Origin of the sequence: Emticicia sp. BO119 (assembly GCF_013912375.1) — a bacterium.
In the GTDB taxonomy this organism is placed as follows: domain Bacteria; phylum Bacteroidota; class Bacteroidia; order Cytophagales; family Spirosomataceae; genus Emticicia.
The window spans coordinates 370,066-396,657 of record NZ_JACETV010000002.1; the positions used below are offsets into that span (position 1 = coordinate 370,066).

Annotated in this window: 22 protein-coding genes and 1 CRISPR repeat array (1 of these 23 only partly in view); of the genes, 6 read left to right on the forward strand and 16 right to left on the reverse strand. The window is 35.7% G+C overall.

Features of this window, described 5'->3' with window-relative positions; genetic code table 11:
• A CRISPR array of direct repeats spans positions 1-1,458; the repeat unit is 29 nt; unit sequence GTTTCAATTCCATAAGGTACGATTAGAGG (it extends 4,318 nt beyond the left edge of the window).
• A gap of 202 nt (positions 1,459-1,660) precedes the next feature.
• The 8 genes from cas2 to cas6 (H1R81_RS08595) are packed head-to-tail and all read right to left on the reverse strand — an operon-like array spanning position 1,661 to position 9,384.
• Positions 1,661-1,924 carry a CRISPR-associated endonuclease Cas2 gene (gene cas2, locus H1R81_RS08560; protein WP_181840290.1) on the reverse strand — a complete coding sequence of 88 codons (264 nt, stop codon included), beginning with the start codon at positions 1,922-1,924 and terminating at the stop codon, positions 1,661-1,663.
• A 48-nt stretch (positions 1,925-1,972) separates the two neighbouring features.
• Complete coding sequence (cas1b, locus tag H1R81_RS08565) at positions 1,973-2,977, reverse strand: type I-B CRISPR-associated endonuclease Cas1b (protein ID WP_181840291.1); 1,005 nt, start codon at positions 2,975-2,977, stop codon at positions 1,973-1,975.
• Positions 2,978-2,987: 10 nt separating this feature from the next.
• Positions 2,988-3,533, reverse strand: coding sequence for a CRISPR-associated protein Cas4 (cas4, locus tag H1R81_RS08570; protein ID WP_181840292.1), 546 nt, complete (start codon positions 3,531-3,533; stop codon positions 2,988-2,990).
• Between the two features lie 41 nt (positions 3,534-3,574).
• Positions 3,575-4,651: a CRISPR-associated protein Cas7 gene (locus H1R81_RS08575; RefSeq protein ID WP_181840293.1), complete on the reverse strand. Its 1,077-nt coding sequence runs from the start codon at positions 4,649-4,651 to the stop codon at positions 3,575-3,577.
• 8 nt (positions 4,652-4,659) lie between these two features.
• Positions 4,660-5,982, reverse strand: a complete 1,323-nt coding sequence (locus H1R81_RS08580; RefSeq protein ID WP_181840294.1) for a hypothetical protein — start codon at positions 5,980-5,982, stop codon at positions 4,660-4,662.
• Entirely contained in the window at positions 5,979-8,129 is a 2,151-nt protein-coding gene (gene cas3 / locus H1R81_RS08585) for a CRISPR-associated helicase Cas3' (protein ID WP_181840295.1), read from the reverse strand. The genes H1R81_RS08580 and cas3 overlap by 4 nt, the downstream gene beginning before the upstream one ends.
• Entirely contained in the window at positions 8,129-8,716 is a 588-nt protein-coding gene (locus tag H1R81_RS08590; protein ID WP_181840296.1) for a hypothetical protein, read from the reverse strand. The genes cas3 and H1R81_RS08590 overlap by 1 nt, the downstream gene beginning before the upstream one ends.
• 11 nt (positions 8,717-8,727) lie before the next feature.
• Positions 8,728-9,384 (reverse strand): CRISPR-associated endoribonuclease Cas6, encoded by a 657-nt coding sequence (cas6, locus tag H1R81_RS08595; RefSeq protein ID WP_181840297.1) that lies wholly within the window; start codon positions 9,382-9,384, stop codon positions 8,728-8,730.
• A 173-nt stretch (positions 9,385-9,557) separates the two neighbouring features.
• Between cas6 (H1R81_RS08595) and H1R81_RS08600 the strand changes: the two genes are divergently transcribed.
• Positions 9,558-9,845, forward strand: coding sequence for a hypothetical protein (locus H1R81_RS08600; RefSeq protein ID WP_181840298.1), 288 nt, complete (start codon positions 9,558-9,560; stop codon positions 9,843-9,845).
• 73 nt (positions 9,846-9,918) lie between these two features.
• The gene (locus H1R81_RS08605; protein ID WP_181840299.1) at positions 9,919-10,062 is read left to right on the forward strand and encodes a hypothetical protein; all 144 of its coding nucleotides are present in this window, start codon (positions 9,919-9,921) and stop codon (positions 10,060-10,062) included.
• A 60-nt stretch (positions 10,063-10,122) separates the two neighbouring features.
• Here the strand turns inward: H1R81_RS08605 and H1R81_RS08610 are convergent, their stop codons facing one another.
• Positions 10,123-11,046 (reverse strand): YafY family protein, encoded by a 924-nt coding sequence (locus H1R81_RS08610; protein WP_181840300.1) that lies wholly within the window; start codon positions 11,044-11,046, stop codon positions 10,123-10,125.
• A gap of 11 nt (positions 11,047-11,057) precedes the next feature.
• Positions 11,058-11,867 (reverse strand): CRISPR-associated endoribonuclease Cas6, encoded by an 810-nt coding sequence (gene cas6, locus H1R81_RS08615; protein WP_181840301.1) that lies wholly within the window; start codon positions 11,865-11,867, stop codon positions 11,058-11,060.
• A gap of 444 nt (positions 11,868-12,311) precedes the next feature.
• Here cas6 (H1R81_RS08615) and H1R81_RS08620 point away from each other — a divergent pair, with 444 nt between their 5' ends.
• From H1R81_RS08620 to H1R81_RS08630, 3 genes are all read left to right on the forward strand, one after another.
• Positions 12,312-13,586 (forward strand): DUF5690 family protein, encoded by a 1,275-nt coding sequence (locus tag H1R81_RS08620; protein WP_181840302.1) that lies wholly within the window; start codon positions 12,312-12,314, stop codon positions 13,584-13,586.
• A 73-nt stretch (positions 13,587-13,659) separates the two neighbouring features.
• Positions 13,660-14,349, forward strand: coding sequence for an SAM-dependent methyltransferase (locus H1R81_RS08625; RefSeq protein WP_181840303.1), 690 nt, complete (start codon positions 13,660-13,662; stop codon positions 14,347-14,349).
• A gap of 139 nt (positions 14,350-14,488) precedes the next feature.
• Positions 14,489-16,213 (forward strand): CotH kinase family protein, encoded by a 1,725-nt coding sequence (locus tag H1R81_RS08630; protein ID WP_181840304.1) that lies wholly within the window; start codon positions 14,489-14,491, stop codon positions 16,211-16,213.
• Between the two features lie 2 nt (positions 16,214-16,215).
• Here the strand turns inward: H1R81_RS08630 and H1R81_RS08635 are convergent, their stop codons facing one another.
• Positions 16,216-16,875 (reverse strand): ATP-binding cassette domain-containing protein, encoded by a 660-nt coding sequence (locus H1R81_RS08635; RefSeq protein ID WP_181840305.1) that lies wholly within the window; start codon positions 16,873-16,875, stop codon positions 16,216-16,218.
• Between the two features lie 676 nt (positions 16,876-17,551).
• Here H1R81_RS08635 and H1R81_RS08640 point away from each other — a divergent pair.
• The gene (locus H1R81_RS08640) at positions 17,552-18,145 is read left to right on the forward strand and encodes a hypothetical protein (RefSeq protein WP_181840306.1); all 594 of its coding nucleotides are present in this window, start codon (positions 17,552-17,554) and stop codon (positions 18,143-18,145) included.
• Between the two features lies 1 nt (position 18,146).
• Here H1R81_RS08640 and H1R81_RS08645 read toward each other — a convergent pair whose 3' ends face one another.
• The 5 genes from H1R81_RS08645 to H1R81_RS08665 all read right to left on the reverse strand — a co-directional run bounded on the left by H1R81_RS08645 (position 18,147) and on the right by H1R81_RS08665 (position 26,043).
• Positions 18,147-19,391: an outer membrane beta-barrel protein gene (locus H1R81_RS08645; RefSeq protein WP_181840307.1), complete on the reverse strand. Its 1,245-nt coding sequence runs from the start codon at positions 19,389-19,391 to the stop codon at positions 18,147-18,149.
• A 244-nt stretch (positions 19,392-19,635) separates the two neighbouring features.
• Entirely contained in the window at positions 19,636-20,877 is a 1,242-nt protein-coding gene (locus H1R81_RS08650) for an outer membrane beta-barrel protein (RefSeq protein WP_181840308.1), read from the reverse strand.
• Positions 20,878-20,997: 120 nt separating this feature from the next.
• Complete coding sequence (locus H1R81_RS08655) at positions 20,998-22,530, reverse strand: recombinase family protein (protein WP_181840309.1); 1,533 nt, start codon at positions 22,528-22,530, stop codon at positions 20,998-21,000.
• Between the two features lie 56 nt (positions 22,531-22,586).
• Entirely contained in the window at positions 22,587-25,568 is a 2,982-nt protein-coding gene (locus H1R81_RS08660) for a type IV secretory system conjugative DNA transfer family protein (protein WP_181840310.1), read from the reverse strand.
• 1 nt (position 25,569) lies between these two features.
• Positions 25,570-26,043 carry a hypothetical protein gene (locus H1R81_RS08665; RefSeq protein ID WP_181840311.1) on the reverse strand — a complete coding sequence of 158 codons (474 nt, stop codon included), beginning with the start codon at positions 26,041-26,043 and terminating at the stop codon, positions 25,570-25,572.
• Positions 26,044-26,592 lie beyond the last annotated feature (549 nt).

Genomic DNA, 26,592 nt, shown 5'->3' on the forward strand with positions numbered 1-26,592 from the left:
CCATAAGGTACGATTAGAGGTGTTAAAGGGATTGATATAAAAGCCCCTGCAAAAATTGTTTCAATTCCATAAGGTACGATTAGAGGTTTTTATCGAAATAAATCACTTAGAAGTAATCAATTAGTTTCAATTCCATAAGGTACGATTAGAGGGTCGAAACCGTATTTCTTGACAATCAGATCTTGAAAGTTTCAATTCCATAAGGTACGATTAGAGGAAATATACAACAATTATTGAAACAAAAAAACAATTAGTTTCAATTCCATAAGGTACGATTAGAGGATTTGATGTATATCAAGGTTTTTTATACGCTTGTAGGTTTCAATTCCATAAGGTACGATTAGAGGTTCCTTTGAAATAACTAAAGGTTGTTCGCCTTTTTCTGTTTCAATTCCATAAGGTACGATTAGAGGCAATGGTTCTCGAATAGGCATCAATACAGTTACTCCGTTTCAATTCCATAAGGTACGATTAGAGGACCAACCAGTTTTGTAGACATTCCGGCGGCTTGCTGTGTTTCAATTCCATAAGGTACGATTAGAGGAGGTGCGGAATGTCATATAATTTTTATGTGCCGGAAGGTTTCAATTCCATAAGGTACGATTAGAGGTCAGCCTGATTTAGTAAAATTACCGAGTGGCGCAATGTTTCAATTCCATAAGGTACGATTAGAGGACTTTGTTATCATCTTTTTAAAGGGAGTAGAAAACGGTTTCAATTCCATAAGGTACGATTAGAGGATACCGACACTTTGAAAGCCTATTATACTTTCAATTGTTTCAATTCCATAAGGTACGATTAGAGGAAATGATGATGATTGTGCAAAATTACTTTTAGTTACGTTTCAATTCCATAAGGTACGATTAGAGGGAAATGCCAAAGGATTGCGACGGTACCACCGACAAGCGTTTCAATTCCATAAGGTACGATTAGAGGAATAGGCTTTCAAAGTGTCGGTATAATCCAGAAACCGTTTCAATTCCATAAGGTACGATTAGAGGTCATGCAAAAAACAAATCTTCACACACATAGTAATATGTTTCAATTCCATAAGGTACGATTAGAGGAGTTTTTATGCGAACAATGCGCCGGGGGGCTGGAAGTTTCAATTCCATAAGGTACGATTAGAGGAGTCAACGATATTATTATTTATCTCAGGAGTGCCATTGTTTCAATTCCATAAGGTACGATTAGAGGTGATGAATATACGAGAATTTTTCCGATGTAGGGTTAGTTTCAATTCCATAAGGTACGATTAGAGGACCCCCAACCCCACACAACCAAAGGACATCAAACACCGTTTCAATTCCATAAGGTACGATTAGAGGCAGGCTATTGCCACGGCGGCGGCTACTACGGCTCAAGTTTCAATTCCATAAGGTACGATTAGAGGAATAAGTCCTGAAAGGCAACAGGAGATTGAGATTAAGTTTCAATTCCATAAGGTACGATTAGAGGCCGTCAAAAAAACGGCCTTTCAGATACAAATAAAACGATTTTTTGACATAAAACAATCATAAAAGTCGTCGGACTTCGGTTGTATGTTTTTACCCCGTGTCCGACGACCACTCATTATCAATCATTTACATTACCCCATCTTAAATTACAAGATGTCAAAGAGCAGAATTTGTATTGTTTTTTTACTACCGACGACACCCTCCTATAAAAAATTATCGGTTGTCATCCGTTCAATTCCGATAATCTCCTTGTCTAACCACCTTTCATCACGGCTTTTAAAGAGAATAATGCTATCGGCCGCCTCATCCATTATTTTTCTGGCTCCGGCCAGTAATTCTTTTAACTTTACCTCCGTAATTTCTCCTTCAAAGACCGAGTTCTGTATCCAGTTGAGATACTTTCTGCAATGTTTCAGCATCTTACCAACGCGCTTTTCACCCATATCATAAACTAAAATTACATACATTATTTTTAAAAATCTATGTCAATCAATAAAAAAACAAATAGGTTTAACTCACCACAACATCCTGAAAGGCTTGTACTCCTCCATGCCCAGCAGATGCTTCTGCAACTTGTAGCATTCTAATTTTATCAGGTGCTTGTAAGACACATTCCTGCTTAGTTTCCGGTGTTTAAAGGTCTCTTTCAGTTTTTCTTCAAAAGCCTGCACAAACGTCTTTCTGGCTGAATCTTTCATGACACAAGCATTCATCTCTTTCCTGAAATCGCTTGCTTTTAGCTGACGTTTATTCAATACCGTAAATATCACCCTGTCTACCAGCATAGGTTTGAAAATCTCCGCCAAATCAAGTGCCAAAGAGTATCTTCTATAACCCGGCTCGTGCAGAAAACTAATCGTAGGGTTCAACTGCGTATGATAAATCTGGCTCAGGCACGCAGTATAACATAACATATTCCCAAACGAAATCAACGCATTTATTTCGTTGTTAGGAGGCTGCCTTGTTCTGCTCCCCATCTCAAAATCATTAATGATCTCGTCGAATCCTGCATAATAAGTCTGTCGGATATTGCCTTCTATACCCATCAATTCGTCTATTTTGTAGGCATTGGAGATTAACGACTGATAATTACCCAGGCGGTCGATATTTTCGCTGAGGCCTTTCCCTCGATTAGCATAATATGTAAGATTCTTCAGCATATTAAATGAAGCCCCTTCTATAAATTTTCGGGCAATACCCAGCCGCTTTTTAGCCGAGCTATAGTATCTCGTTTGTTCGATCTGCATTTTTCCGGCCAGCAGATAATCTTTCGACATAAACGAGCCTGTATAATTTTCGTAATAATCAAAAAAATGAACCGATACATGGTTTTTGCCTAAGAAATTATACAACGCCGAGTTAGCGTCCAGACTCCCGAAACAATAGATATTATCTACCGTTTCAATTGGTATATAACGGGTCTGCCCCTCAACATTATTTTCGTCCACAGGCGTAAAACTCAAAGTATTGTCTTTGCGCGACATCCTGCCCGGATTGAACAGATAATAAGATTTTTTCATGATAAAAGGTTTATTCTTCTCCAACCCAGCAGAACTCAAAGAAACTGCATGATTTACATTTACTAATCGGTAGCCGCTCAGGGCATGCCTCCTGCTGTATAATTTCATGGGCCTTCAGAATCTGGCTTTGCATAGATAGTATATCCTCATCCGTCAGACTAACTCTTTCGGTTATACGTAATTTCGGATACTCTATCAGTCCATACATGGCATTGATTCCATTGAGGCGAAGCAAATATAAATAAAACTGCACCTGCGCAATGTGCGCCTGCTCTTTGGCCGCCGACTTCTTCACCTCATGCACAATGCCCAGATGAGGATCAAAGAAATCAATCTTGGCCGACAATTCAATTGGCGTTTCAGCAGGGTAGGAGAGCATCCCGGAGACCTCAATTTCTGTCCACCGTTCCGCCCGTTGCGGATAACTCTCCAACCCGATAAGCCGACCCTCAGCCACAACCTCAGAAGTATGCTCCATCCTGATGCCATGCGCATGCAGCCAAACCTTCCGACGGCAAAGCATCCGGTAATTGATGAGTGTAGCGGTGATGGGCATAATGAAAAAAGGTAAGTCCTTCAGAACTTACCTTCAATTAGTTATTTAACTTGATTTTCGTAGTCAAAGCCAGAAAGTAATTTAATTAAATGCTCTTCTGCTTTTTCTAGAGCATCAAATGTTTCCCCTTTAGTCTGAATATAACCACCGGCTTGAAGAGTTATAAACGTATTGACACCCCTTAAGGATTCATCGATAATCGGATTTGCTTTTTCCGAGTCTTCTTCTGAGAGTTTAGCTCTTATACTTCCAGCGATTAGATTCGCATTATCACTAACAGAAATTGCCAATGTATCCATAAGGCTAAATGTTCTTGATTGGTTAGAAGTTATTTTCCAATCAATAATTGCTTTGGCTAAGCCTTTAATCCATTCTTCTCGAAGGTTTTTTGGGGCAACTAAGCATTTTCCAAAAACATTCTCTGATTCAATCCAACCTTCAGATTTTAATTTTTCAATTGTCGATTCTGACATTTCTGGCTCAAATGAATTGATGGTAACCGAAAATAACCGTCTTAAATCAATTGCTATGTCAGACACAAATAAACCAGTAGCCCTATCAGAAGCATTTAACCATTTTCTTGTTAGACTTCGATCTTTTCCATCTAATAGGTCGACTATATCTTCATCTGACAATTGATTTCCCTTTTCATCACGTATAATTACTAAATTATTCGACCTTTCACTTCGATCAAACGATCCTGCTTCTTTCTGCATACCTGCTAATAGTGGATGTAAAGCTCTCATGGCAGATATGGAAAGAGGACTTCGCCTTTTTAAAGTCCTTTCTTTTTTTGTTCCTTCAATAGCCTTAGAAGCCTTCATCCATCCTCCAAATAATTGGTCGGCAAAAGTCGGGTCACAAGTGCCAAAAACTTCTCCTTCATTTATTTCTTTCTTACCTTTTACAGTAACAACTTCGGATATAAATGTAGTTGGAGATGGTTTTTGATTTATAGCTTCACATAATGAATCAATTAATGAGCGTTTTACTTGTTGCCCGCTTGAAAAAGGAATTCTTCTACTAAATTGGTTATCATAATAATATTTTTGGCCGTCTGCAACGCAGAATACAGTATGTTCGGCTCTTTTCAAAGTTCTGATGTAAATTGTATTCATATTTTTATTTAATTTTTATTGTTTTTTTCAACGAATGCATAGTCAAATTTTAGTAATATGTGGAAGTATTCAAATTCTTCATTTGACATTAAATGTGTCTCATTTCTGAATTCTCTGAGTTTTACTCTATCCTCTTCTTTCTCAAAACCATCTATCATTTCAGCTAGATATGGTAAAAAAGCTTTTTTTGTTTTCACAGAGAACATCTTTTCTAAAAGAGTTTTTCTATCGTTCTTACTCCCTTGATTTCTATACGCTAAAAAGGTCTCCGCCAGTTCTAGAGTATAATCGGTAATTTCTTCTTTGTTTTTTGATAACATTGCCTTGAGCCAAGTTTTGTATGCATAATAATTAAATGTATCTTCTTCTTTCTTTAATGAAATAGGCTTATCCTCTTTCATATATTTTACAAGTCCTTCAGGTCTGAGTGCTTGTAAACCAATACTTCCTAACTCGCAAGCACGCTTTATATGCATTCCAAAAAGTGCTTCAAAGCGGTCTTTATCTGTATTTAATTCGCCAAATAATTGACGATAGATATCAATTATTCTGGTACCGGATTTTAGATAAAACGGTATAAAGCCAATTGTTTTATTGGTTTGTCCAAACCCGTAAACATATCCTGTTAATTCTCCTTGAGGATATAGTTGTGAAAGGCTAAAAAACAGCTCTGACCAGTTTACGGTATTAACCTCTACCATTGTAGAACTTACATCAAAGATTTTTTGGTTAGTTAATTCGGTAAAATCAAAATCTTCTCTGAACTCATCCGTATCCAATGAATATTTCAGCCATTGCCCATTCCAGGTATTTATCTGATTTCCCCGTAGCTTATCTAATCCATCATCTTCCAGGTATTTTCTATAAATCTTCCATCCTTCAAAAGTCTGTAAGGTAATTTCGGCATCATCAAAAAGTATAGAAAAACCACCGGCAACACCCACCCCTAAGCCACTGCCAATCCATGATAAATAAATATCATCAGGGGTCGCTGGTATTAATAAGTCACTTACTAAGCCGGAGGTACTTGCATATTCTTTTAATTCAGATGCAGGGAAACCAAGTGCAAAACTCGCGTCAGGTTCCGAATTCTCAGCCTTTTCAAATAGGTTTTCAAGCTTCTCAATTCTTTCACTATAGGTCAGGCGTTCAGGTTTTTGGCCTGTTTTCATCTGAACAAATGGAGAATTGGTTACCCATTGCATATATTTGGGATGATTATAAAATAGCTCAAAATAAACTTCCTCAAAAAACTCCTTTGGAGATTTATTTACTTGATATTTTATATTATAAGCCTCTAAAAATGTTTTTCCAACAACTGTTGTTATCATATAATTTGAAACTTAGAGTTAAAATTTTCTTCTTTTATTTCTTTTACAAACAGCCCTTTTTCTAAATCGTAAGCCTTATCAGGAATCAGAAATGGTTTATTGCCGCATTCTAATTGATTCATTTTGCACACAGAAAAATATCTGACAGGTATTTCTAATTCAAGCCTTCTTTCAAAGTAAGAATTTTCATATTCTTCCTGGTCAGATTCCCTAATACACGACACCGAATCAATTTCAAGTAACTCAAACAAAATAGACTTACTTCTGTGAGTGAGTTTATCAATACTAATTTTTCCATCAGATTTAAACACCGCATGTTCTTCAATCTGCAAAAAGTTAATTTCTGTAAATACTGCATCTATTTTGCTTTGAAGTTCACGCTCTTTAAGAATCTCTCCATCATTCAATACATCGAAAGTTCTTTTCAGAATTTCAATATCATAAGGTTTAGCTTCCTTTGTAGTTTCAGGTGGGGCAATCACATAGACATTTTTAATAGGTCCACTATTTTCTGAAATTCTTTTCCTGTTTATTCTCCCAAAATGTTGAACAAGAGCATCTAAAGGAGCCACCTCGGTTATCATTACATCAAAACTTATATCAAGGCTGACCTCAACTATTTGGGTAGAGACTACTATACAGGCTTTATTAGAAGTATTAAATATTTCAATAGGATTACCTTCATTATCTAATCCTATTAAATCGCGTTCTTTTTCATTCCTATCGCATCTTCTGAATCTGCTATGCAATAGAAGTTTATCAATAGTAGGGTAGAAACCTTGAATAAAATCATATACTTGTTGCGCCTTATCAACGGTATTGAATACTAACAACACTTTCTCATTATTAGCTACTGCTTTTGAAATAATTGGGTTCGCATCTTCAAAAGAACCAATTTTAAATACCCTATGCCTGTTGAATTTATCTAATTCTTCATTTGAAAGACTGGTTTCGAGCACATCACCCCCTAATAATGTAAGTATTTTTTTATACAATATTGAAGGCATGGTTGCTGTACCAATATGGATTCTGCAATCAATAGCCTTTAAAATTTCAATTAATTTTAAAACTATCGCTTGTGAAATACCCGTATAGGTGTGTATTTCATCAAGAATTATATCACATCCTCTTAGATCAAGAAGTAATGCCTCATATCCTTTCATTCCAAACGCAATTGACGCCAATTGATGAGGAGTAAGGATTTTAATTGAAGAACCAAATAAAGATTGTAAGACGCTCTCTTCTTCATCATATTTTCTTTTAACTACACTTGACGCTGCATGCAAAACTCTTATATCAAGGTCAGGATTGGTATCTTGAAGTGAATGAGCTACTCTTTTAAACATAGCATTGATAGATGCTTGAAAAGGTAAAGTATAAAATACTCTTCCTCTACATCGTTTAAAAAGATAATCAGTCTTACCTGCACCTGTGCATGCAACAACTATCGTGTGTCTTTTTTCCGAATGAAAATTATTAAGTAGTGATAAAGGATATAACACACTTGTTCTATTAAAAAAAGAAAGGTTAGGTTCTTTAAATGCTTTTTCGAGGTGTTTTTCAGTATCGTGAATAACAGCTGAAGCGAAATGGTCTGCACCCATTAATAAACCTCTCCATTCAGAAAAGCCTCTTTCTTTTGTCTTTTTCTTACAATAACTAATTACATATTCTATATTTTTAAGCGCTTGTTCTTTAGAAATATATGATGCAGTGATTTCTAAACTATTTAATAATTTAATAGCTTTAGGACTCCATTCTTCCCATTTGCCTAAATGATGGTCTAAATAATCATACCCTTTTTCTAAATCAAGTAAACCTTTTTCACCTACATCATTTTTCACAGATTTATGATGCCCAACAATCATTTCAATTAAAACATCATGTTCCTCCACCGGAAATATCGATAAAAAGAACAACGAGCTAATTTCATGTCTGAATGTTTTACTTTTCTTTCCCTTGCTTAATAATCGTTCTTGAAATACTGGATGAGCTTTACCTATATCATGTAAAATAGCGCCTCTGTAAGCCAAATCTTCATTTATCTTTAAGTGTTTGGCAAAAGCTTTTGCTGCCAGTGCAACATGTTTTAGATGGTCTTCTAACGAAGTCCACTCAGGACCCGATTTAGCATATAGCTTTTCCATTAGAATTGTTTTACGGGTGTTCCTATTATTTTTAACCAACCATGCATTGGCTCATTCGTAAAACGATGATATCCTACAATAAAAGACTTTTCATTTTTTTCAAAGATTAACTCGTAGCCAGAAAAGCGTTCTGTATCTTCATCAAATGCAACACTATCAGATTCTTCTAATTTAATAGGAAGCAGTATATCTTCATTTCTACAAAGGCATATATGTTGTGTCAAGGCAATATCTGCGTCTTCTTTAGAGGCAAAAGCAAGATGTAGCACGGGTTCTAGTAATACTCCCCTTAATAGAATAGCTTTAGGCCTCTCAAAAAGAATCTGTTTTCCTTGTCTGGTTGAATTCCACCCTCTTGTCTGAATTACTTCTTGTTGCGAACTCACTTGGGTATAAGAAAGTCTATGACCTTTTATTTTATTTATACCTGTTTTTGAAAGCAATTCCGGGAACAACTTCTTCTCTATACCCTCCACAATAGACGGTGTTAAAAATTGCTGAGAGAAAGTTTCGCTATCTCTTACCGCAGTCCATGGCTTTATAAAGCCGAATTGTCCGCTATATCTTACTACATAATATTTTTCCATAGCCTTAATTTTTAGATTAATGAACCAAAGCCAATGCCTGTTGAGTTGCCAACACCTACATTCCAGGCAAAAGCAAGCTGTTCTGGTGTACCTTCAATTATTACTGGGCATACATTTACTTTATTTCCAATTCCCTTATAGGTAGCTAACTTTGTTTTAGGATTTGGGGAAGAAGTATCAAAGTAAACTTTTATACCTTCCTTATTTATTTCTGCTTTTTCCAGTTTCTTTTTTAAAATGTTGGCTAAGATTTCGGCGGATTGAGGTGTATCATAGGATAAATGTTTTTGTTTTCCTGACTCGCTCGATTTTACAAGAACAGGACTTCCTAAATAGAATATATTTTGACTTTTAAATTGGGGTGTCTCTTGAATCATTATTTCCTTAACAATCATGCCGCAACAAACTTCCGGAGAATTGCGAATTCCATTTACCAAAGTCTTTATTAGTTCATCACTATATGAACTAATAAACCAAGTTGCACCGTTGGGGAATTGTAAACCGCGCTCATACTTTTTTGCGCCTTTCAGCCAGGATAATGAATAAAGAGACAAATCATTGTGAATCGTATTTTTACCAACCCATTTATGAAATGCTCCCACCAAATAGGGCAGATGATCAAATGGAACTATCTCTTTATTTTGTGAAAGCTTTAAGTGAATTCTCATATGCCATATAAATTATTAAGTGATTTGAATCTTTTAAGAAAAATTATTTTACAAAAATATCATTTTATTTGATTTTTTCTTTATTACTTTGCAAACTTTCTAAAGAATTGAAACTATAAATGATTAAGTGATTTGATAACATTACTAATTGAACTTGGAAAGTTTATTTCATTATGGAAAACTTAGATTTTGAATACAATTTTGCTGCTCTTGATTTAGTCCGATTATTTCATGAAGACAAAATCACTAAAGAAGAGATTATCTATGTTTTTGAAAACCCAAAACGCCATCGTGAAGAAGGAGGTCCTAATTTGGAAAACTCAGTCTTTATAGATATTGAGTATACTTTTAAAAAAAGAATACTTTTAGTTGCCTATACCTTTATTTCTACAACTATTGATTTCATTGGAGCAAAAGTTGCAGATGAAGAAGATATAGATAATTTTTATTGCATAGGTTAAAATTAATTTAATTAATGTATTGTATATTTGTTCAATTTTCGTTATTATCATATAAAAAGGAATTGAAACAAATATGAAAAATTCAACAAAAATAGACGCTCGTAATCCTTTTAAAACAGGTAAAGATGAAAAGGTTGTTTGGAAAGAACTTCTTCAGAATTCTAAACCTGCCAATAAAATGGATTTTGTAAAAAAAGCTCTTTCAGTTAAAAAGTAAATTATTTAACAAATATTAGATTGTACCTAGGGCAATATCCTCCCTACTTCAAAAAAAACTCTAAAATCTTATCTCCCCACTCTTCTTCCTCACATGCTCAATCAATGATTCCGGCTCAATAATGGACTCTATATGTTCAAAATAGCCTAAAATGAAATTGGTCAACCCCAAAAACTCATCATTCACTTTGCACGCAAAATCATAGAGGTCGTCTTGCTCGGCGCAGGGCTGTATATAGGCCTGAGCTAAGGGGAAGCGCTCAATGAGCTCATTCAAAGCTCCTATCTTTAGTTTCAGATGCACAAATACCTGTTGGTCGTTTACTATTCTAAATGGGTCCGTCGCAGCTACATAATGCTTGCCTTGATGCTTCCAGGATATATCCAATACTTTTACTTTCTCAATTCTCGAAATCCTGAAATGCCTTATTTCCTTTTTATCTAAATCAAAAGCGTGAAGAATATCGTCTTTAGTGCTTATGTTAAAAGGTTCTACCAGTCGGTTACTTACTTTACTACTCATCGTTGACCGATAGTTTACCAACTGTACAACCCGTTTTTGCTTTTTAGCCTGTTCGAGCAGATTTGCTTTCGTAAGAAACGTTTTTGAAAACAAACTACTGCCAAGTTTTGATACATCATAAATGGTTGATAGTTTGGCTCTTATTTTCTCCAGACTTTTATCTGTTGCATTGGCCTGAATCAGGGCAGTTAACAAAAAATCCTTTTCTGACTCTGTAAAAAATAATACATCTTCAAGGTATTCTGCCGATTGACCCGGAGCAATGGCATATCTGTTTTGTTTATCGTGCTCAACCAGAAAATAAGCATTCTTTAACTCCTCAAAATCATTTTTAATAGAATCAGTGCTTACTCCATATTTGGCAGCCAGCGTCTTTATCTTATAGTAATAAGGTTGTTCCAGCAAATTTCTCAGAACACTCAAAAGCCTGTTTCTGGGACTATTCTCATGAAAAACGTTCATCAGCCTGTTGTTTATAGTATTTCACAAAACCCCATCCCCGCCGATGAGGTAAATTTGCCAAACCCGCCATAAAAACCTACTTCTACGATATTGGCAGGAGCGTTCAGCTCAAAAACAAAGTTTTCATAGCCTTTTATTTTGGTTTCATCGTCGCGGTCTTGTTTGATAGCAATCAGTTTAGACCGCATTCTATCGGCGTCAACCAGTTTAAAGCTGATGAGTTTTTCAAGGCTGGCAGTATCCATCTGCATCCCTTTTCCATAAACAGACTCATATTTATCGAGCAGATTGATGGCGAAATATCGGGCAAATCTGGGGTCAGTAGGCGGCAGGTAGTCGTCATTGCCGTTGGGGCGTTTCTCAGCAATCACCATAGGTGAGGTAGCTCTGTAACGCTTAGCTATAGTATCCCCAAGAGGTATCGCCAACGACTCAACAGACTCTATCACAAAATCGGCCTGATATTTTTTATTATAAATACTGATGCGCTGATTCTTGAAAAGTCCGACAATAAAATCCTCAGCGGCTTTATCAATAAAGAAAGAAACGGTAATGTATATAGGTCGGTCTGAAAGCAGAATAAAATCTTCTCCCTTTTCAATTGGCCTGGCTTTGTGAGGTATGTCAAATTTTGAAAAAGTGAAGTGCTTAAACTTCTTTTCCGAATTCTCCAACTGATAGCCTTGGTGGTGCAGAAAAGCAGCATAATCAGCATCAGATTCGTGAATACGGGCATATACCCAGCTTGAAAACGGATAATTATAATTAAGTGTGAGCTTCTGATAGGCAGTAAGAGGGCGCAGGGTTAATTTAAATCTCATCGCAGCAGGTTGTTTTTGATATTCAATATTAAAAGTGTTTGGTCAGAATATCAAGTTTTGAGCGGAAAATTTGATAATATCTGATTGGATTTATGTATCAATCAAAAATGGCTGGTTACATTATAAAGTATAAAGTCACAATTTTATCAACGGGGTATATTGTATTTTATCTATAATCAAAGTTAGATGTAGTATTCAGGCAGGATTTGTTGTTTGAGTCATCTGATTCATTATGTCTGGAAAGATCAAATCGTGTTTTAGCTTATCCTGTTTATACTTCTCTGACAATTTTAGCGACAATTGAACACATAAAATATAAAGTGATTTTTTAGGTAATTCAATCGGAATTCTCAAATTTGCATGAATATACATCAATGAAAATTTCATTAAGCTTCTCTGTTTTAGTCTCAGAAGAGCTTTGAATCACCCGACACTTCATATACTATGCAAAAACTAAAGGCCTATTTAGCCACTCATTCATGGGCATTTACGCTATTTACTTCACTTGCTGCTTTCTTTACCTATCTGTGTTTTTATCCTTTCAGGCGGGCCTACACAGCGGCTACTTATGACGAACTTTTGTATTTTGGAGTTAATTATAAAATACTCATTATCACGGCGCAGGTTCTGGGTTTTGCAGTTTCCAAAGGCTTAGGTATTAAATATGTCTCTGAAATGCACCCCGCCAATAGGGCAAAAAACCTGATTATCATTATTCTGTTGTCATGGCTTTGCTATTTGTTTTTTGCTTTGGTTCCTGCTCCTTATAATCTCTTTTTCATCTTTCTGGCAAGCTTACCTTTGGGGATGGTATATGGTATTATGCTTGGATTTTTAGAAGGCAGGAGAGTAACAGATTTATTGGTGGCAGTGCTTACAGCCTCTTTTATTATGGGTTCAGGTTTTGCCAAGAGCATAGGCAAGTGGGTGATGTCTACTTTAGAGATAAGTGAATTCTGGATGCCTTTTGTGGCTTGTGCTATTATGCTTATCCCGTTTAGTTTTTGTGTTTGGCTGATGGCACAGATACCTCCTCCGAGTGTGGCAGATAAGAATAGCCGGTCTGAAAGGAAGCCAATGCAAAAAGAAGACAGACGCACATTTATTAAGGAGTTTACACTCAGCCTTACCATTTTTGTTATTTCCTATATATTGCTGACAACTTTCCGGGAATTCAGAGATAACTTTGCCCCCGAAATATGGAAGACCTTAGGTTATGGTAACAATTCAGCTATTTTTACAAAGACCGAAATCCCAATTGCTATTACGGTTCTGCTTATTATGGCGGCCATGCGATGGGTGCAAAATAACTATAAAGCCTTTGTGATGATAGAGTGGCTGATGCTGGTGGGTGGGGCATTAATTGGTATCAGTACATTGCTTTATCAACAAGGGGTGCTGTCTCCGGTAAGTTGGCTGACACTCTTAGGTTTAGGTTTATATATGGCCTATGCCATGTGTAATAGTTTATATTTTGAACGGATGATTGCTGCTTTTAAACAATCGGGTACGGTTGGTTTTATGATTACCTTTGCCGATTATTATGCATATCTGGGAAGTATTTTAGTGCTTTTTTATAAGAATTTCTTCCAGAAAAGTATTAATTATCATGAGTTCTTTATCTATCTGTCTTATATTATTTCAATTGTCTACATAATCTTGATTTTATTTTCTATGTGGAATTTGAAATTGTATCATAAACGACAAAGGACAGCGTAGAGAGATTAATTATAGATTTTGATAATAGTAAATCGCTTACTTTCATACTGTTCAAAAATCGTGATAAAGATATATGACCATTTTTTTAGTACCAACTGTATTAGCTCCTGATACTCAGGATAATGTGCTATCACCTCAGATAATAGAGGTGGTAACTCACCTGAATACTTTTTTTGTGGAGGACCTCCGTACCGCCCGAAGGTTTATCAGTAACCTGAAACTTGGTAAGGTAATTGATGAGCTAACTTTCTATGAATTGAATAAAGATACCCCGAAAGACCAGACATTAGCACAATTGAAAAAACTGAAATCAGATGCAGGAATTATTAGTGAAGCTGGTTGCCCTGGTATTGCTGACCCGGGTGCAGTAGCTGTTGCGTTTGCGCATCAATTAGGTTATAAGGTCAAACCATTAGTCGGACCCAGTTCTATTTTACTGGCCTTGATGGGTTCTGGTTTGAATGGACAGAGTTTTACTTTTCATGGATACTTACCAATTGACAAAGCCGCAAAAATTAAAGCTCTCAAAAATCTGGAACAGACGGCAAAAACTAAACAACAGACACAGATTTTTATGGAAACACCTTATCGGAACAACCAGCTATTAGAAGATACTCTACAAAACCTTCATCCTGAAACCATGCTTTGCATAGCTGCCAATATTACAGCCGAAGATGAATTAATAAAGACATTACCCGTTCGGGAATGGAAAAAACAAAAGCCTGATTTGCACAAAAAACCTGCTATTTTCTTACTAATCTGATTAAATTTCTTGGGCTTTGAATGACCGTTCAATAAATATATACGTATAGATATAACAATTTCCAAAAGAGTTTGAAATATTTACAAACTTTTGCTTCTGAATAACTTTAGGAAAACGTTAACTCAAAAGTATAGAATTTATGAAAAGATTTCTATTTTGTATAAATGTTACGTTGTTCTGCTTTGTTCAAGAGAATCATGCCCAGTTTAATCAATCTAATTTACCCATTGTTGTAATTAATACCAATGGAGTTACCATTCCGGATGAGCCCAAGATTATAGTTGATTTTAAAGTCTTATATCATTCAGACGGAAGTATAAATTTCATATCAGATAATCCTCATTTTCTGGGGAAAGCCGGAATTGAATTAAGAGGTCATTCATCGCTGATATTTCCAAAAAAGTCTTATTCTATCGAACTCGCTGATCTTGAAGGAGAGGAGACCAAGTTTCCCTTGCTTGGACTCCCCTCAGAATCTGATTGGGTATTGATAGCAAATTATGATGATAAAACTTCTTTGAAGAATGCTTATATCTATCATCTTTGGGCTCAAACAGGTCGATATTCACCTCGTAATAAACATGTAGAGGTAATAATAGATAATGAGTACATGGGAATATATGTATTGACCGAAAAAATTAAAAGAGACTCCGAACGTATAAATATAAAAAAACTTGAAGCGCCAGAGACTGATACTTTGAAAATAACAGGCGGTTATATTATAGAGGCGTCCCGGGAGTCAGAAATTACAGATAAAGAATATTTATGGCAATCTTCTTACAGCTCGTCTCCTGAGTCATCATTTTACATGAATTTTGAATGTATTTATCCGAAGAAACCTGTTAAGCAACAACTTGATTATATAAAAGATTATATCAACAGCTTTGAAGCAAGTCTGAAAAGTATTGACTTCAAAAATCCTGAATCCGGATTTAGAAAATATATAGATGAAGAAAGTTTTATTGATAATTTTCTTATTCAGGAATATTCGTTACACTTAGATATTTTTGCCCGAAGTCAGTTTTTTTTCAAAGACAGAGGCAAAAAGATGGTTGCATCTCCTCTTTGGGATACAAGCAATGGGCTTTTTGAAAACTATACCGATAAATGGAGATTTTCGTGCAGTAGCTGTGATCCGCGGTTTTTCTGGTTTGAACGTATGATGGAGGACTGTAATTTTAGAAGTAGGGTAGTTGAGCGATATAAGGAGTTCAGACGGGGTTTTCTGACTTATGAGAAAAGTATTCATTATATAGATAGTGTAGCTGTGGCGATTCAGGAGGCAATAGAAAGAGATAGAACTAAATGGTATCCATTCGAACCTGGTACTTTTGCAGATGAAATTCAGAAGCTAAAAAACTTTGTTGCAAAGCGTTTAAATTGGATAGATAATAATATCATATCTATTGTTGAACCGGGGAGTGTACTTGCCAGCTCTACCTATATTGCCGATATAAATCAAGAAATAAGATTAGTATCAACTTGCCCGGGTGATTATCCTGTTTTTTGGACTTATGATACTGATGAGGGAGAAACCGGTAGCTTTGTAGGACGTAATATTGAAAACGTATTATTTACTAAAACTATTACTTATTATGCCAAATGCCAGACCTCTTGCCTGGTTTATTCGAATAGTGTTAAGGTTAATTTAATCGGTACCTGCCCTGATTTCCTTATTTTAGAAACTACGGCACTTAATCCCCAATTACAGGACTTTAAAAGTAAATATACGCTTACATCAAATATACCTCTTCCACTCAAGAGCAGAGTACTATATTCGGCAGGTCATAGTATTTTATTGTCAGCAGGCTTTGAAGCTACTGCACAAGAGGTCTTTGTTGCAAAAATTGAAGGTTGCCGGTAATTCTATTCTAAAATGTATCCATGCTTTAGTAAATCATCATTAGTACTTATTGTAAAGGATTTTCCATCTCTTATTAAGTATAACTCATCGGTTATTTCCATGATATGTTTATAAAGGTGGTCGGTTATAATAATTCCCTTGTTATGTTTTTCTTTGTTTATTATTTTTTTCAACTGGTCAATGTGTAAAGGCATAATATATGAGAAAGGCTCATCTAATAGAACAAATTTAACCTTCGAGATTAGTATAGTTATTGTTTCAAACAAGCGAATTTCTCCGCCCGATAAGGCCCCTAATTTTTGATGTTGGTACTTTTCAAAAATTGGAAATTCATTGACAATATCATTGAATGAAACCTGAAATAAATTGCATATTTGCGCAATACTTAATTGTTTTGGAATAAAGGTTTTCTGAGGTAAATATCTGATGGTGTCAGGCACTTTTAGTAAACACTCCTGATAATTTTTATTAAATCTGACGGATTGGAAGTTCCCTTTTAAAGAGCCAAAAATAATGCGCATCAGACTACTTTTACCACTGCCATTTCTGCCTAAAAATCCGGTTACTTTACCTGTGTCTGCTCTTACGTAAATATCTGAAAGAACGGTATGAGTACCAAATTCAAGATAAATACTATCGGCCTCTAATATGTGTTTTGTCATAGTAGGGATATTAATTTTAAAAGTATGACAAAGAGTAGTAAATCAAAGCCGAGCACTGTGAGAATCAGTTGATTCTGTTTGATACCCAGATTTTCATAAAACAGATATTCATCTTTCCTATAAAAGAATTTCAAAAGAATAGCTGTCAGAAACAAAGTAATGGTTTTAGAAAATATAAATAGGACTCTACCTTCCTGAAACTGATGATATATATATAAGTCCCAAACTTGCTAATAATGTAAATGGACATATACTTTTATAATATACCCAAAGAGCCTGTAGTTTTATTCTCATTATTATATTTCAGAATTACCCTTTTAAAATAATTTATCGCTCCGAGTGTCAGCGATCCTGATATATTCCTATTGTAAAAGTCTTTTTTAATAGCTGATTATCAAAATTAGTACAGAGGATTTAATATATTTTAACAAGTATTGGCCTACTAATTGCGTAAAATTGCTTGAGCGTAACAATTTTACTATAGGTTTCAAATAAAGCATCCCACTATCTCCTGATCAGAAGACTGACTACTTGAATGAAAAGACCAAACTGGTCGATTGAAGTCTGGCATAAGTTTTTTATAAATATTAATAAGCGTATATACCTGATAAACATAGCTATTTATAGCAGATAGCAATGCTGTAAGATTTTGTAAACAGATAATCAAGATTAAATCATGAAAACTATAATTCCGGCACAACGAGAAGGTACGGCATACGATACCATTTCCGAGAAGATTTTCCCCACAGAAAAATTAGCTAAAGCCCATTTTAATGTGGTCCGAGATAGGCTTTTAGCTATTAATCACTGGCATAAAGTAAGTGCAGATGAAAAAACTGTATTTGAATTAGTTGATGGAAGAGGAGAACAGGTAGAACGCTTGCCTGCTATTGGAGATTTTATCAGGATTGATATTCCCGGGCCAATAAATCATACAGGTAATGGATTTGACTGGGTAAAAATCGAGGATATTTTTGAAGATGAGGAAATACATGAGGAATTTATTTCTATCCGGGTAAGACCCTCGTCTAATCCTGAGAAACATAGCCCTGAAGTGGCACATTTTTTTGATGACACCGCTACCAGTACTTTTATTGTAAAGAGAGAAAGTAATAAGATAAGTGCAGAAGTGCATGGTAGAAATGAAAAACCGAATCTGGAAGATGTAGATTTGATAGATAAAATAAGGAATACTTTTGTGGCCTTTGGAGGAATTTTAGGAGCCAGTAAAATTCAATGGAAAAGTTTTACAGAGGGATTATTAACATAAGTTATTGTTGGACTGGCCCGAAATTCCATTTAGCTAATAATTCATACCGATTAGTAGGAGCAATACTTAAAACGTCGGCAGAGAATCCATTACCCCAACAACCCCGGGCTTCTAACATTAGTCTTTTACCTCTAACGCCAAGACCGGCAATGAGCCCTTGTTCACTTTTTCTGTCGAAGGCCGAAACGAGTTCAGATTTCCCTCCATCAATATCCTCGACAACACTGCGGTCATTGACAATAAAAGCGTTTGAGATGCCTCCTAAAAGATAAATTGATGGTTTACCAATATAGAAAGTGTACCTGAATAAATTCTGAATACCTAAATAACGGATATCATATCGGAACCGACTCTCAATATCGGTAGCTGTGCTTTTCAGGGCATAAGTATGAACCTCATTCTGGATAGCAAATTTACCTCTTCCCCGAGCAAAAACATAATTCATAAACACCCCTCCGGCAGGTGTAATATTACCATTACCTTGCACATACACGTAATTAGGTGGAGTAGAGGTAGAAATAATATGTTTGATACGGGAGTACCCCGCTCCGGCTATCACACCATATTCCCATCGGCCAAGACTATTCCGGGCAAGTTCAGGCTTCAATATGATCTTGAAACAATCATTATAGCTGTCAATGAGCTTTTTCATATCCTTGGCATAATAATCTATACTCTGTATAGATAGTTTTTTGCATGCATCAGCAAGTTTTTCAGACAATTGAATCTGATATTGCTTGATTTTGGCTGTCTGGTTGCCAGTTTCTATAATATGGTAGACGAGTGGTTCGAGAGTAGCCCCCTGTTTAATCAGAAAGTGTTCTTCTGAATCTTTATCTACAAAGTGGTAAAGTGTTGCTTTCCCTGCAGATAATACCCTCACAAAAGCATTTTTCTGTGTCAGCTTTTTAGGTCGGCTGTAGTAAGCACCTAAACTCGGAAAGGCAATTTTACTGCCATTTCTGGGAAGTTTTTCAATAGCAAAACTCAGGGAAGTATAAGTTTCCTGATTAAAATCTATGACAAAACCACTCAACTCAGTGCTGCTATAAACAAAACTGGGTTGAGTTATTTCTCTCTTGAAAAAAATCTCAAGGGGGCTTTTAATCCATTCTTTATAATCAATATAACCACTCAGAGTATCCTTATTAGCCGTTATTAATTTTCCTTTGATAAAATTTCTTTGAGCAAGGCAAAATTTGGCAATAAAAATTAACAAGAGTGTGATTGTTAGTTTAGTTTTCATAAATCCAGCATTCCCTTATTCAAAGATATTGAAATAATACCTTTATTACTCAAAATCTGAATAAAAATAATTCAGTAGCGAATAAACGTAAAATTTTACATTTTAGCAACTAAATGCCTGATTCTTATAGAGTTAGGTATTTATAACTATACTTTATGATTTGTTATGAATCTGGTAGCTTTTGTTAAATGTAGAAAGGGGAAAAAGTCTGATTTTTACTTGACCAACTTAACAAAAACTACTCTTAATTTATTCTCCCGAAATTATATTTCAATAGTAAGTCAAGTCTGTTATTCGGAGGAGTAGCATTTGCTCCTGTAGTGAAGCCATTGCCTCTATAGTACCGGGTTTCAATCATCAGCCTTTTATGGCTCAGACCAATACCTGCAATAGCTCTTTGTTCATCATTTCTGACGGCCCAGGGCAAATAAACAAGTTTTTCGACAGAACCGTCTCTTCGGGTGATTGTGCTATTTTGTTTGATAATGGTAGCATAAGAAAAGCCGATAAGTGCATATACCGAGGGTTTGCCTACAAAAAATGTATAACGGAACAGATGCTGAAGGCCTAAATAATGCATTTGATAATGAAAATGTTCGTCATCATAGGTAACTGAGCTTCTCGTCTGATAAGTATGTAATTCATTTAAAAGGGCATATTTGCCTCTGCCTCTGGCAAAAACATAGTTGAGAAACAACCCACCAACCGGAGTAATATTAGCATTGCCTTTTACTTCTATATATCTGAAAGGATTAGCCATGGCATGTGTCATTTTGGTGTACCCAACCCCTGCTATAATTCCATACTCCCATCTGCCTTTATCTTTTTGAGGGGCTATTGACTTTATGGCACTGTTAAAGCACTCATTGTAATTATCTATCAGTTTTCTCATACTACTTACGTAATATTCTGTATGATGTATTGAAAGGGGTTTACATGACTCCGTTAGCAATTTAGATAGCTGGCTGCGGTATTCTCTGAATTTCGCCGAGTAGTGTTTGGTTTCAACAATATGATAGACAAGAACGATAAGTGAATCAGCTTTCTTTAGTAGAAAATGAGGTTCAGAATCTTTATCTACATAATGATAAAGTGTAACATTCCCATCTGATACTATTCTTACAAAAGCACTTACGGATTCTATTTTCTTTGTACGATTACTATATTCTTTCATATTGAAGTAGACGATCTTATTACTGCTTCGGGGAAGATTTTCAATATCAAAGTTTAGTGCATGGTAAGTCTCCTTATTAGAGTCAATACTAAACCCTGCAATTTGAGAGGTAGTATAACTACGGGCAGATTGGGTGGGGTCGTCTTTGAAAGAAATCTGATTTGGGCTTTTAATCCATTCCTTATAATTAATGTATCCGCTAAGAGTATCTTTATTAAATGTAATAATTTTTCCCTTAGTGAAATTTTTTTGTGCTAAACCGGGATTTGCAATAAGTAATAGTAGAAGGATAAAGTTTAGTTCAGATTTCATTTTTCTCATTAGCTTGTCTTTATTCAAATATACTAAATAATCTATTTGTTGATTATAAAGACAAGCTAAAAGTATTTATAGCGGTTATCTGATTACTTCTTATACATGCACAAAGAATTATCAGCTTTCAGGTAGTATAATTTGAAATTGAGTGCATTGGGATCCATACAACCTTTTAGACGCGTGGACATTTTCGTGTATTTTATGAAAAGAGGGGTCGGGGAGGAAGGCCAAGGAGATATCTATCGTGTCAGTATTGATCACAATCTGCTGGGTAATTGTCTCAACTATTTGCCGTTTTTCAGTATGAGGAAGCATTTTCCAGTTGTTGTATAAGTCTTTGGCTTCTCCAAGAATTACATCCGAAGATAAGCTTTGAATTCTCAGAAAATCAATCTCCGCTTCCAAGTCTGGAAGTTGTTCTTCCATTTGTCGTAATTGAATTTGTGAAGGCAAATAAAAACTTGAAAAATCTTCTTTGGAAAGTTCGCCATTTAATCTCATGTCTAACATTTCTCCCGTTTTTTTCTTTAGCTTTTCATAATCACTTTTAATGGTTTTTAAAAGTACTTCCTTTTCTTCAATGAACTGAGCCGTTTTTTGACTATAAGTTGTTACATCTGCATCAGTTAATAGAAAAGCCTTCAATTGATGATGATAAATTTCTTCAATGTCTTCAACGGCAATTTTTCTTTTACATGGTTTGCATTTATAGTAATTACGGGTCTCAGTTAGGATATACATTTTCTTTCCACAAGAACAGTAAATATATCCGGTTAAAAAATGGATGGGAGGGCGGGCTGCTTTCTTTTCCCGTTTAATATGGTGTGTAAGGATATAATTACATTCTTCCCACAAATCTTCACTGACAATAGGAGGGCATTTTACTTCAATCCATTCTTCCTTTGGTTTTAAAGTCCAGGGTTTACCAGCTCCCGGACTTTTTGAGTAATTGGCGATTCTTATACCTTTCGCTGTTGTATCTGTAATGAGTCTTTCAATAGTAGTGTCTGAAAATAGAGCACCATTCCGGGTTCTGAATCCTCGTTTATTAAGTTCCTTTGCAGTCGTTTGTATACGTCTTGTTTGTTGAAAGATTTCATAGATTAACTTTCGGATAGGAGCCTCCTGCTCATCAATGACCAATTCTTTAGCCACCCATTTATAGCCTAGACTTGCTTGACCACCAAGAGGTTTACCCATTAAGGCTCTGATAGGGACAGAGGCCCTTACTCGCTCAGCAATTTCTTCCCGTTCCCATTGGCTAATAGCCGCTATAATCGTGAAGAATAATCTGCCTGCTGGGGTAGAGGTATCAATGTTTTCAGCAATAGAAATAAGGTCTGCTTTTTCTTTTTGAAAAATATCTGAAATCTCCAGGAGTTCTTTGGTGTTTCTGGCCAGTCGAGCCAGCTTTGAAAAGATGATACCTGAAATAGTGCCATTTTTTATATCCGCAAGCATGCGCTTTGTTTCAGGATATTCCATCACTGATTTCCCTGACATGGCATCAAGCCTATAGATGGTGACAATATTCCAACCCTTTGCTTCCGCATACATCCTCGCTCGTCTTTCGTGATGTTCAGGACTTTCGTCCTGTACCTGCATATCTGTAGATACCCTGATCCACAATCCCACTTGCTTAGTTTCCATTGTATTTTTTATTTAAAAATACACAATTTTCAGCACTTTTTCAAGGGATTTTGTAGCTATTTTTGCTGTTTTTTGATAGAATTGAGTACCACTTGTGCGACTGAATTTCTTTTTCGTTGCACATCATTTTGTTCAGAAGAACCATACGAAACATTTACCCGATACCCTTTGATGATGTTATCCTGTGGCTGGTGAGTTGCGGCAACAGATTCATCTAAATATACAAATAGTGCATCTGGTGTAAAGAAGTAAATATTGTATTTAGAGAAGTCCGGAACTTCAGATTCGCATTTTTTCTTAATCTTTTCCAATTGTTTAGCATCACCGGAAAGGGAAATTACCATGTCGTATTGAGCTTGCATACACTTTAAGATATTGTGCATTTCCCATTCAGGATTCGTAGTATTGCAAATTTCAATAGCAATGGTTTTCTTGTCTTTTGTGAGTAGCACATCTATCTGGCCACTTCCGTCAGCCAATTGTGCCTCAATAGTGGCTATATATCCCCGTTGTTCTGCCATTTTTTTGACCAGAGATTGAAGGTAGCGGTGAACTGAATTGGATACGTTTTCTTGTCTTTGCGGAGATTCTTGTATTTTTAGTGGCGAAACAAACTGTTCTTTCAGGTGAATTTCAGGTTCTTGTGGTTTTTTGGGGAGAGGAGATATGATCGTTTTTTCAATTGTAGTCAAATTTTCAATCTCAATCCTTTTGGTGCCATAAAGATTTCGAGAATGATTTTGCACATACTCTATTGCTGCCAACTTTTCTTCATCTGAAATGTGTGGCAAAAGGAAAGTATCTAGTGAACAGTCATATTGCGGTTGTTCTAACCGTACAATCGCTTCACCTTTACCGAGGTTTTGAAAATCGGTAAAGGTAAAATGAAAAAATCCATCAACTAAGCGTTTTGCATCAGGTTCTCCCACTCGGAAAACGACTCTATTAGAAATATTCCCAAAGATACTATTTAGTAATTCTGTATCTTCATGTTGAAGTTGGTACAAGTCCTGATGGGAAATAGTTAAGCCCACTTTATACTTTCTAATACCACTTAACATTTCTTTAATAGAAGGAGTGATGAAATTCTGAAATTCATCTAAATAAAGAAATACTGGAGTACGGACAACTGATTGTTGACGCTGTAAAATAGCTTGATGTATTTTTGACAGAAAAAGGGAGCCTAATAGATAACTGTTTTCTTTTCCGATAAGCCCCTGTGAGAGTTTGAGGAGAATTATCTTGTTAGTTTTAAAGAGTTCTTCAAAATCAAGTCCTTTCCGTTGACTTACCATATCCCGAATATTCTTAGAGCGAAGAAAGGTGTCTAAGCGGGTCAAAATTGAGCCTATAGAGCTTGTTTTCAGAAGTGGATACTCTTTCTGCCAGTAATAAGTTATGTAGAAATTATCAACTCCATTTAGCCAGTTATTCCGAAAATCAGTTTCTAATAAAAATCTTCGTAAATCCTGCAACGAACCACCTTGTGTATGTTCGAGAATTGCTAAAATGGCGTTGCCTAACACTGAGTTCATTTGGTCTCCCCAACTGGTAGCATGCTTTCTAAATGAAGCTACCAAATCAGAAGAAAGGACTTCTTTTTCAATATCTGAATGAGCTTGCAGGATATTTAAACCAATTGAATAGTCTTTATCGGAAGGGTCAATAAGTACAATATCCTGTCTCCGCTTTGGTGGTAGGATGGCAATCACATCATCAACTAAATCGCCATGTGGATCAAAGAGTACTACTCCGTAATTATGTTCTACATCCTGTTTAATGAGGTTGGCAATAAGGGTTGATTTTCCAGTACCAGTAGCTCCAATGATATGTGTATGCTTTAACCTGTCTTCAAGACTAAGACTAACCTTTGTCCTTACTCCATTATGATTATTCTCTCCTAATACAAATGCCTTATGAATGGCAATAAGCGGAACTTCAAACGTTTTGCGAGTGGAGATAAATAGCTTCTTGGCATGGACTGATTCTGATGGAAAATGAACCAGAGTACATAATTCATCTGCATTTAATAACATCCCTAAACGGTGGGACTGTCGTAGTGCTATGTCACTAATTCTTTGTTCAAAGGTATATGAATCAGTGATAAGGCTACCGATATAATTAGTCTCGCTTTGCGTACTACTCTTAATGGCATTTGCTAAGTTATGCAACATTCCCAATGCTTCTTGTTTGGTATTTGCCTGACTAAATGCCCGGATAGTCACTGCAAATAATGGACTTTGTGTTTTTTCTACAGCCAGTTTTGGAGCATAAGGGTCGTTTTCAAAAAAAGATGATTCGTCACTTGTCATAACTGAATGCTTGATACTGTTATTCCAGTTATTAATCGTTCCTTTAAAGAGAATCTGTACACCTGCCCGATTGTCTCCTTTCAGATGGTCTAATATTCCACAAATAGACGTTAACGGGTCAACTGTAAATGAATCAGACATTTCAATCGGTCGGTAAACCTCTTCAGCTAATCCAAAATCAATGGCTGCAATCAATAAATCATTATTAAAAATGGTATAGAGATAGGTTTCATCATGCACTATAGTACATTCAGGAAAATAGGAGGTAATAATTGTTTCAATCGTATATAAATCCCTTAACCCTGCTACGAGTTGAATAATTATTTGTCTTGATGTACCAATGAGTTCAAATGAAATATTAGCATGTGAATGAAGTAACATGATAAGTACCGCTTTCATTCTTTCAGGATTAACTTTGCGGTCTTTCGGAAAATGGATTTGGATAGCTCCCAAATGCTCCTCCTTTTCATAGAGAAATGGGTCAACGGTTGTATAATCAAGTACCTCTTCCTCAAACGTTGGGTGTTTCTTAAAGGAAAAAAGATTGAGAAAGCCGCTGATAAGGGTATGCCTTTTCCCATCATCAAGATAGTCAGGCTGATACCCATGAAAATAAAAAGGAATAAAGGGTGGTTCTAAATGTATTGGCATTTCTGCAATACCCCACCCTTTACACCGCTTTTCCCAGGTATAAAACTGATTTGTATAATATTCAGAAGCTGTCATGTTACATAACCCCTACATGAATTTGCTTTTCAAATTCAGAGAGTTTACGACCAGTCGTATTAGTTATATGCTCTATTGCCTGCAAAACGCATACGTGGATACTTGAACGAAAAATGGCCTCAATATCTGCTTGATAAAATGTTCGTTTAGATGCTCTTAACCTCAAAAAGTCAGCTACCATCGTATTACCCATAAACTTTCGAATGAAATCTTCTGTCTCAAAGAGCCACCAGGAGACATAGAAATCCTTACCGAACGGAGCGGCACATATATCAAAAATCAAATCTCCATATTGTACCCTTAAATATTCACGTGATGCGGAAAAAAAGCCTTTTTCTTTATGATTCTTCCGAGAAGTTTGAACATTTGGATAATCATGTTCTTTAATAATTCCCTCAACGAGCAAATAAAATTCGTTTGAGGACATGGTAGAAAACGGAAAATAGTTATTCCATTGAGATAGAATTTGGGTCATGAAAACCATAGCAGTAGTTGTTTAAGAATGAAGAAGAAGGTTCAACAAAAGATGTATGAAGATAATTGATAAATTATTGATAGCCAATTATTTAGAGGGAAAGTTCTGTCAATTTTGGCCCCAGTTGAATAAATCAGGTATTAATACCTGCTTGTTTTTTAAAGTAACGGTAACATTTATCCGATGAGATATTTAGCTACTACAGCATTATTTCCTGAATATTAGACAAAATCATCTTTAAATTATTTGTAGTAGATGCTTTCAAGGCTTTACTGTTTGGATAAGAGACCTACACTAACAACTGATTAAATCTAAATGTTATTGGAATAGTAGCTTGTTTCATTAGAAAATAATCAAAAAAGAAAACATTAAAAAATCAATATATACGCTTCTAAAGGAAACCAGATGGACATAAAAAAGTAAAATAGACACTGAACAGACCCAAGTCTCCTTCGATCTCTATAAGTAAAAAAAAGTAATTTTCTCGTATAGTATTACCGGAATTGACCGTATAATAAATATTTTTTGATTAATGCTTTCAATTGCTTT

Excerpts from the sequence above, each read along its gene's own strand:
- cas2 (WP_181840290.1), bottom strand. The coding sequence starts at position 1,924 with ATGTATGTAATTTTAGTTTATGATATGGGTGAAAAGCGCGTTGGTAAG.
- cas1b (WP_181840291.1), bottom strand. The coding sequence starts at position 2,977 with ATGAAAAAATCTTATTATCTGTTCAATCCGGGCAGGATGTCGCGCAAA.
- cas4 (WP_181840292.1), bottom strand. The coding sequence starts at position 3,533 with ATGCCCATCACCGCTACACTCATCAATTACCGGATGCTTTGCCGTCGG.
- H1R81_RS08575 (WP_181840293.1), bottom strand. The coding sequence starts at position 4,651 with ATGAATACAATTTACATCAGAACTTTGAAAAGAGCCGAACATACTGTA.
- H1R81_RS08580 (WP_181840294.1), bottom strand. The coding sequence starts at position 5,982 with ATGATAACAACAGTTGTTGGAAAAACATTTTTAGAGGCTTATAATATA.
- cas3 (WP_181840295.1), bottom strand. The coding sequence starts at position 8,129 with ATGGAAAAGCTATATGCTAAATCGGGTCCTGAGTGGACTTCGTTAGAA.
- H1R81_RS08590 (WP_181840296.1), bottom strand. The coding sequence starts at position 8,716 with ATGGAAAAATATTATGTAGTAAGATATAGCGGACAATTCGGCTTTATA.
- cas6 (WP_181840297.1), bottom strand. The coding sequence starts at position 9,384 with ATGAGAATTCACTTAAAGCTTTCACAAAATAAAGAGATAGTTCCATTT.
- H1R81_RS08600 (WP_181840298.1), top strand. The coding sequence starts at position 9,558 with ATGGAAAACTTAGATTTTGAATACAATTTTGCTGCTCTTGATTTAGTC.
- H1R81_RS08605 (WP_181840299.1), top strand. The coding sequence starts at position 9,919 with ATGAAAAATTCAACAAAAATAGACGCTCGTAATCCTTTTAAAACAGGT.
- H1R81_RS08610 (WP_181840300.1), bottom strand. The coding sequence starts at position 11,046 with ATGAACGTTTTTCATGAGAATAGTCCCAGAAACAGGCTTTTGAGTGTT.
- cas6 (WP_181840301.1), bottom strand. The coding sequence starts at position 11,867 with ATGAGATTTAAATTAACCCTGCGCCCTCTTACTGCCTATCAGAAGCTC.
- H1R81_RS08620 (WP_181840302.1), top strand. The coding sequence starts at position 12,312 with ATGCAAAAACTAAAGGCCTATTTAGCCACTCATTCATGGGCATTTACG.
- H1R81_RS08625 (WP_181840303.1), top strand. The coding sequence starts at position 13,660 with ATGACCATTTTTTTAGTACCAACTGTATTAGCTCCTGATACTCAGGAT.
- H1R81_RS08630 (WP_181840304.1), top strand. The coding sequence starts at position 14,489 with ATGAAAAGATTTCTATTTTGTATAAATGTTACGTTGTTCTGCTTTGTT.
- H1R81_RS08635 (WP_181840305.1), bottom strand. The coding sequence starts at position 16,875 with ATGACAAAACACATATTAGAGGCCGATAGTATTTATCTTGAATTTGGT.
- H1R81_RS08640 (WP_181840306.1), top strand. The coding sequence starts at position 17,552 with ATGAAAACTATAATTCCGGCACAACGAGAAGGTACGGCATACGATACC.
- H1R81_RS08645 (WP_181840307.1), bottom strand. The coding sequence starts at position 19,391 with ATGAAAACTAAACTAACAATCACACTCTTGTTAATTTTTATTGCCAAA.
- H1R81_RS08650 (WP_181840308.1), bottom strand. The coding sequence starts at position 20,877 with ATGAAATCTGAACTAAACTTTATCCTTCTACTATTACTTATTGCAAAT.
- H1R81_RS08655 (WP_181840309.1), bottom strand. The coding sequence starts at position 22,530 with ATGGAAACTAAGCAAGTGGGATTGTGGATCAGGGTATCTACAGATATG.
- H1R81_RS08660 (WP_181840310.1), bottom strand. The coding sequence starts at position 25,568 with ATGACAGCTTCTGAATATTATACAAATCAGTTTTATACCTGGGAAAAG.
- H1R81_RS08665 (WP_181840311.1), bottom strand. The coding sequence starts at position 26,043 with ATGACCCAAATTCTATCTCAATGGAATAACTATTTTCCGTTTTCTACC.